Origin of the sequence: Streptomyces sp. NRRL S-495 (assembly GCF_000966955.1) — a bacterium.
Classification (GTDB): Bacteria; Actinomycetota; Actinomycetes; order Streptomycetales; family Streptomycetaceae; genus Kitasatospora; species Kitasatospora purpeofusca.
The window spans coordinates 1-7,039 of record NZ_JZWY01000171.1; the positions used below are offsets into that span (position 1 = coordinate 1).

The window sequence follows — 7,039 nt, forward strand, 5'->3', positions numbered from 1 at the left end:
CTCCGCCGGGGTGGGCAGCCGGCGTTCGGCGAACTGCTCGGCCGTCCACCCGCCGACCACCCGGATCCCCTGGCCCTTCGGGGTACGGGCGGCCTGCTCACGGAGCATCGCGAGACCCTGGCGCAGCGAGCGCACGCCGTCCCAGCGCAGTTCCAGCACGTAGTTCAACCCGCCGCGGATCACGTGCAGATGGGAGTCGTTGAGCCCGGGCACGACCCGCCGGCCCAGACCGTCGACCACCCGGGTGTCCGGCCCGATGTGGGCCGCGACGGCCTGCTCGTCCCCGAGGGCGAGCACACGGCCGTCGCGGACGGCGAGCGCGGAGGCCTCGGGCCGGGCCCGGTCGCCGGTGTGGATCTTCGCGTTGCGCAGGACGAGGTCGGCGGGGTACTGGGGCGGGCCGGCAGCGGGCACAGTGCCGCCGACGGGCATGGAGTCAGCCATGATCGTCGCTTTCAGGAGGAGTTCAGAGGGTGCGGCGCACGCCGGCCTGGCGTTCGAGGTCGCGCAGCTGGACCGTCAGATCGCCCTCCACCGCGTGGTGGGCGGGACCACTGCGGCCGATCGGCAGGACCTCCTCGCCCCGCATGTCCTCCAGCATCAGCGCGAACGCCGTGTAGAGGGCCACGGCCGCGAGCAGCAGCCCGAGAGCGCCGGAGAGGGTGCCCAGCCGGGCGACGCCGGTCAGGTTGGAGAGCGCGGCCACCCCGAACCGGGGCACCGCGGTGCACAGCACCATCCAGAGCGCCCGCTTGCGGCCCGCGACCGCCGCCATCATCAGGGCGAACAGCGCGAAGGTGGCGGTCAGCACGCCCAGGACGTGGGTCCCGCCGACCGGATCCACCACCAGGACGAGCGAACTCGCCAGCCAGAGACCGGAGAAGCAGGCCATCAGGGTGGCCGCCAGGGCGTCCCGGGCACCGAGGGCGAACACCGCCACCACCAGTTGCAGGACGAACGCCGGCAGGATCGCCAGGCCCACCGCCCGCCGCGCGCCGTCCTCGAAGACGCCGAGCTGGAAGCAGCCGACCATCACCGAGGCGATCCCGACCGTGTAGAACCCGAGCGGCATCGGCGACGCGATCGGCCGCAGGTTGATCCGGGTCATGCCGCGCAGATCGGGCTCGAAGCGCCGGCCGTCCGGCGCTCCGGCCGGGGAACTCTCACTGGTCGTCATGGTCCCTGTTCCGATGGGTGGAGGAGACGTGCGCTCCGGGACGTGCCGGTCCCGTCCGCCGGGGCAGGCACGGGGGCGGCCAGGCCGGCCGTGGCCCGGGGGAAGACCCTGGCCCGGGGGAAGGCCGTGGCCTCCGCTGTCAGCGGGGCACCTTGGCGTGGAGCTCCATGTAGCCGACGTAGGCGAGGAAGGCCGCCAGTGTCTGGAACGTCCGGCCGCTGATGCTGAACGTCGGTGTCTGGCCGCTCAGCCGCCGGTACACGAACGTCGAGGCGTCGTCCCAGTGCTGCTGGAGGTCGACGTTCTCCGGCCCCATGGCGTTCGAGGTGTAGTTGCGGATGTTGCCCCGGATGTTGTCGAAGACGCGACCGAAACGGGCGGCCTCGGAGGTCGCCTGGATGATCGTCACCATCTCGCGGGCGAAGCCGTTCGAGTCGCGCTGGATGCGGGTGGCCGCGGTCGCGATGCTGGTGAGCGCGTTGGTGAGGTTGGCGTAGCCGATGGCCCGCCCGGCGCGCTCGCCCGTGCCGCCGCCGGGCAGCCGGGAGTAGTTGCCGTCCCAGGGCAGACGCTGGAAGTTGCGGCTCTGGGTGACGCGCTGGAACTCGGCGGGCCAGACGTCCGGGAAGCCGTAGTGGGTGCCCTGGTGGTTGTCGTACGCCGGCTGGTAGAAGCCGGCGAAGTAGAGGTTGTCCGCCCACCAGTAGAGCGATCCGCGGTACTGCCCGTGGGTGAGGATCCGGGCTTCGACCAGGCGGGTCGGCAGCAGCGTCGTCTCGTCGAGCTGGGAGGCGACCTCGGGGTGGTTGGGGATGTCGTGGCCGCTGATCCGGTGGAGCTGGTCGATGGCGTACCAGTAGTTCGAGTGCGCCGCCTCGCCGCCCCATTCGAGGTCGCCGATGTCCCAGTCGAACTTGGTGATCGAATCGCTCGGATCGGCGTGCGCGGCCGGCGCCGACGCGGCCTGCATCAGGCCGAGCGCCAGACCGAGCGCGAGGAGGAGGCCGACGATCCGCCGGCCCACCGTGGTGTGGATGTGCACGAGTTGACTCCCCTGAGAGCTGATCGGGAACGCGACCAACCCTGCCAGCGGACAGGAACGCCGACTTCGCCCCCAGCGCACAGCCCCCGTCCTCACGGCGCACAACAGCCGAACGCCCGGGCGGCGACGCCCAGCGCTCCGCTCCGCCGGAGCCGGGCGTTCCCAGCGAGAGCGGCGACGATGCGCATGGTCATTCCTCCCGGGATCGAGCCGGCATCGACTCCGTCCCGGTGACGCCGGACAGCTTCGCCGCCGCAACTGGCGCCCGCTGCCGCTCGACCCGGCCGACATCCGCGCGGTGGTACTCACCCATGCCCACCTGGACCACTGCGGCTAGCTGCCGCGCCTCGTCCGCGAAGGCTGCCGCGGACCGGTCCTGACCACCGCCACAGCGCGGCGCCGCGTCGAAACCGGGCTCGACATGTAGCCCCGTTGACGGGATGCAGCCCCGTTGACGGGATGCAGCCCCGCTGACGGGACGGCAGTCACCTGAGCTCGGCGTTCGTCCCCGCAGGTCGCTCGACCTACGGCCCCGGCCGGAAGCGGTCGCATTGAGCAGCGGACGGGTGCGAGTGTCGCGGCGATGCCCCAGCTGGTGCCGAACACGGCCAGGTAGCGGCCACCCATGGCGCCCGCCGCGCGGGCGGCGTTGAAGAGACTGAACGCGCGCACCCGTTGCCGCTCGGGCACGGACCCGCCGATGATCGCCTGACTCGGGGGGTCGTAGAGCTCGAAGGCCGGCCCGAGCAGTACCGCTCCCGCTCTACTCGTGGATCGTCAATGTCGATGATCAACGGGTGGCGACTCGACTGGCCCGGACGCATCCGTCGGCCGAAACCTCCCCGATCAGTTGACCAGCCGAACGGGTGATTCCGGCGAGGGCTACGCACTGCGCGGCCCGCTCACCCACGCTGCCCCCGCCGCCGCCTCGGCGCCGGCCGGGGTGGCGGCACTCGAACGGGCTGTCGCCGCCTGTGCACTGGGCTCGGCGCCTGTCGGACGCCCTCCGCGGTCGGCCGGAGGAGGCTCTGGGGCACGCGCAGGGGTGATCGAAAAGTCCCTGTTCGGCCCGGGCTCGCCCGGCGAAAAACCGCTTGAACGCCAGAATCGAACAGCTTCATCATCAGCGGCACCGACCACTGGAAGCCGTCCAACTTCACTGCCTCGAAGCGCACTTGCCGTGCACGATGCCGATGCCTGGTGCTGTGTGCTCGAACACCATCCATCACTGGAGGTCCTCACGGAATGCCCACCCTCCCCCCGCCACCGAGTCTCCTGACCGACCGGTCACCCCGACACCGAGGAGCCCCTTCATTGATCGACTTCGAGGTACTCACCGAACTCGCCGCGAGCGAGGGCATCGAACGGATCGGCGTCGGCGTCGTGCTCCGCGACACCTCGGGTCGGATCCTGATGGTCCGCCAGGCCCCGCACGACGTTCTTCCGGGCCTGTGGGAGTACCCGGGCGGCGGCCGGGAGGCGGGCGAGGCAGTGCCTGCCGGCGCGGCCCGCGAGCTGGCCGAGAAGACCGGGCTCACCGGCCTGCCGCTGGAGTACACACGGCACCTGGACTTCACCGACCGGCGCGGCCGGCGCGTGCGCAGGTTCGTCTTCACCACCGTCGTACCGGACGGCACCCCGGTCACCCTCTCCCCCGACCACGACGACCACCGGTGGACGACTGCCGACGCCCTGCCACCGACCAGCGACGGGCACCGAACGGTGATCGAGTGGCTCGGTCGGCGTCTGGGCATCCCCGGCTGGCGGCCGGTCGGCGCCCATCTCACCACCGTCGCCCGGCCCACAACCCACGGCAGCCTCCTGATCACCGACCCTCGGGGCCGCATCCTCGGACTGCGCTCGACCGCCGACCCGACCGTGTGGAACTTCCCCGGCGGCATTGTCGAAAGCGGCCGCACACCGTTCGCCACCGCACTGATCGAGGCGGAGAAGGAGACCGGGCTCGATCTCGCCGCCGAGAACCCCGAGGTGATCGCCCGCCGGCGCCTGGTCGCCGTCATCCACGAGCAGGCCGGTGCGCAGTACCCCGTGCCGCTCTGCGGCTACGTCTTCGACGGCGGCGTCCTCACCCCCGAGCAGCAGGCGAGGATCCGCCTCGGCCCGGCCGAGCACACCGAGTTCCGGTTCGAGACGGCCCACGACTGGCGGTCGCTCATGGAGCCGGACCACTACCACCGGCTCCGGCAGGTGCTGCGCGCCCACCGCTCCGGCGTCCCGCTCTACCTGGAGCGCCCCGCCCCGGAGGGCGACGACTTCGAGGGCGTCCTGGTCTTCGTCACCGACTCCGCGGGTCGGCTGCTGATGCACCTGCGCGAAGACCGGCCGGGCATGCCCTGGCCCGGTTACTGGACGCCGATCGGCGGCTGGCGCGAGGGCGACGAGAGCGCCCGGGAGAGCGCGGTGCGCGAGGTCCGCGAGGAGGCCGGCATCGAGATCACCGGCCTGCGGCCCCTCCCCGACCCCCACCACGACCTCGGCCTCCCGCTCACCCGCGTCCTGCACGCCGTCCGGACCGGCCCGGAGACGGACCTGCGGCTCGGCGACGAGGGCCTGGCCGTGCGCATGGTCCCCCTCGACGAAGTACCGCTGCTCAAAGCCCCGCCCTACCTGCGGCACTACCTGCCGCTCCTCGCCACCGCTGCCGACCAGGCCTCCAGGAGGACCGCGTGAACCCCCGCGACGACATCAGCCCCGCCGCAGCCCCGGCATCCGCGACGGATCCGCCGTCCCTGGTCGTCGGCGTCCACCTCGTCCTGACCGAGGCCGGCCGAGTGCTGCTCGGCCTGCGAGGCCGGCCGAGTGCTGCTCGGCCTGCGCCGCAACACCCGCTACGCCGCCGGGTTGTGGCACCTCCCGGCCGGGCACATGGAGCGCGGCGAACCGGTCACTCGCTCCATGACGCGCGAGGCGGAGGAGGAACTCGGCATCACCATCGCCGAGGACGACCTCCTGCTCGTCCACACCCTGCACCACCTCGACGCCGACGACGGCCGAAGCCGCCTCCAGTTGTTCTTCCGCCCCACCCGGTACGACGGCCGGCTCCGGAACGCGGAGCCGCACAAGTGCGGCGAACTGCGTTGGTGGCCGCTGGACGGACTGCCGGACGACACCGTGCCCTACACCGCCCACGCACTCGCCGGGATCACCCGCGGCAACACCCTGTCCACCGTCGGGTGGGCCGGATGAGCGCCCCCGAGGTCCCGGCCGACGTCGACCGCCTGCTGCGCGCGCCGGCCGGGGGCTACGACCTGCCGGGCGTGGGCCGCGATCCCGAACCCTTTCACGTGAACACCCCTTTCCCCACTACCGGTTGGAGCCCCCCATGCAGTCCCTGCGTCAGGCCGTGTGCGTCATCGTCCACGACGAGAAGGCGGGTAAGGTCGCCTGCATCCACTACGCCAACGACACCTGGTCCACGGTGCCCGCCTGGACGATCCCCGGCGGCAAGGTCGAGGAGGGCGAGCGGCTGGACGAAGCCGCCGCGCGCGAGCTGCACGAGGAGACGGGCCTGGTCGTCGCCCCCGAGGAGCTGCGGCTGGTCCACACCATCCAGGTCAGGGCCGGGTGGGACGGCAAGGGCCCCTTCCTGCTCTCCGTGTTCGCCACGACGTCCTGGAACGGTGAACTGACCAACACCGAGCCGGACAAGCACCTCGCCGCCCTCTGGATGGACGCCCGGACGCTGCCCACCCCGATGTTCCCCACCTCGCATGCCGCCCTCACCGCCTACCTCGGCGGCGACCGACGGGGGTTCTCCACCCACGGCTGGGACCGCACCGTGGACCCGCGCGCCCTGGTCGGGGCCTGAGATGCCTGGCCGCCACCTCCTGCCCGGATCGCCGGAAGCGGGGGCAACGGATTTCGCCCCGTCACCGAGCCCGAGGCCGCTCCGCCTTCCGCCGACCACCCACCTCACCTCGGGGACGACCAGCCGATGAACCCCGCCACCGCCACCCGGCCCGCCGTCCCCGAGGACGCCGACGAACTCCTGCGCCTGCGCGTCGCCGTCCTGGACGGCGGCCCGCTCACCGACGAATGGCGCACCACCTTCCGCGACGACATGCGCGAGCGCCTGGGCACCGACCCGAACCTGCTCTCCTACGTCGTGCCCACCGCCGACGGCCTCGCCGCGTGCGCCATCGGCATCGTCTACCGCGGCTACCTCGGCCCCGCGTTCCCCACCGGCCTGTGGGGCCGCATCCACACCGTGGCCACCGACCCCGCCCACCAGCGGCGCGGACACGGCCGCGCCGTCACCACCGCCCTCGTCGAAGCCCTCAAGGACCGCGGCTGCGGATCCGTCGAACTGCGGGCCACCGCCGCCGGCGCACGCCTGTACCGCACCCTCGGCTTCGAGTCCCTCGACGGCTTCATGACCTTGCGCCCCGGCCCCGGAGGGTGGGCCCGGTGAACACCTTCGACCTCGAGGTGGAAGAAAGCCTGCCCGCACTGCGCCCGTCCACGACCGTCCGCCGAACCGCTGTGTCGGAGCCCGGTGCCATGCTCACCGTCCATGGACGCCCAACAGTTCTGGAAGCTGATCGAGGAAGCCAGCTCGCAAGTGCCGGCGCGGGACAACGGCGACGCCGTCGTCGAGCGGGCGACCGCTCTGCTCGCGCTCCGCCCGGCCCAGGAGATCGTCGCCGCTCAACAGATCCTCTGGAGCCTGATGGCCGACTCGTACCGAGCACCCCTCTGGAGCGCCGCCTACGTGATCAACGGTGGGTGCTCCGACGACGGATTCGACTACTTCCGCGGCTGGCTGATCGCCCAGGGCCGCGGGACGTTCGAGCGCGGCT

The 7,039-nt window shown here is 72.2% G+C and carries 8 protein-coding genes and 1 pseudogene; 6 read left to right on the plus strand and 3 right to left on the minus strand.

Going from position 1 to position 7,039, the window contains the following annotated elements:
- From VR45_RS11040 to VR45_RS11050, 3 genes are all read right to left on the minus strand, one after another.
- On the minus strand, window positions 1-444 hold a 444-nt coding region (locus tag VR45_RS11040; RefSeq protein ID WP_159394181.1), incomplete at its 3' end, for an amidohydrolase family protein.
- 22 nt (window positions 445-466) lie between these two features.
- Window positions 467-1,177 (minus strand): GPR1/FUN34/YaaH family transporter, encoded by a 711-nt coding sequence (locus VR45_RS11045; protein ID WP_045939529.1) that lies wholly within the window; start codon window positions 1,175-1,177, stop codon window positions 467-469.
- A 139-nt stretch (window positions 1,178-1,316) separates the two neighbouring features.
- On the minus strand, window positions 1,317-2,219 hold the full coding sequence (locus VR45_RS11050; RefSeq protein WP_045939530.1) for a ribosome-inactivating family protein: 903 nt from the start codon (window positions 2,217-2,219) through the stop codon (window positions 1,317-1,319).
- Between the two features lie 244 nt (window positions 2,220-2,463).
- Here VR45_RS11050 and VR45_RS43950 point away from each other — a divergent pair.
- The 6 genes and pseudogenes from VR45_RS43950 to VR45_RS11075 form a co-directional block, all read left to right on the plus strand.
- Window positions 2,464-2,553 (plus strand): annotated as a pseudogene (locus VR45_RS43950) (MBL fold metallo-hydrolase); the annotation flags it as partial.
- Window positions 2,554-3,533: 980 nt separating this feature from the next.
- Window positions 3,534-4,910 carry an NUDIX domain-containing protein gene (locus tag VR45_RS42225; RefSeq protein ID WP_052709008.1) on the plus strand — a complete coding sequence of 459 codons (1,377 nt, stop codon included), beginning with the start codon at window positions 3,534-3,536 and terminating at the stop codon, window positions 4,908-4,910.
- A gap of 129 nt (window positions 4,911-5,039) precedes the next feature.
- The gene (locus tag VR45_RS11060; protein ID WP_045939531.1) at window positions 5,040-5,426 is read left to right on the plus strand and encodes an NUDIX domain-containing protein; all 387 of its coding nucleotides are present in this window, start codon (window positions 5,040-5,042) and stop codon (window positions 5,424-5,426) included.
- A gap of 136 nt (window positions 5,427-5,562) precedes the next feature.
- Entirely contained in the window at window positions 5,563-6,048 is a 486-nt protein-coding gene (locus tag VR45_RS11065; RefSeq protein ID WP_045939532.1) for an NUDIX domain-containing protein, read from the plus strand.
- 126 nt (window positions 6,049-6,174) lie between these two features.
- Window positions 6,175-6,651, plus strand: coding sequence for an N-acetyltransferase (locus VR45_RS11070; protein ID WP_045939533.1), 477 nt, complete (start codon window positions 6,175-6,177; stop codon window positions 6,649-6,651).
- A gap of 102 nt (window positions 6,652-6,753) precedes the next feature.
- Window positions 6,754-7,039, plus strand: a 286-nt coding sequence (locus tag VR45_RS11075; protein ID WP_045939534.1) for a DUF4240 domain-containing protein, incomplete at its 3' end; no start/stop codon positions are given.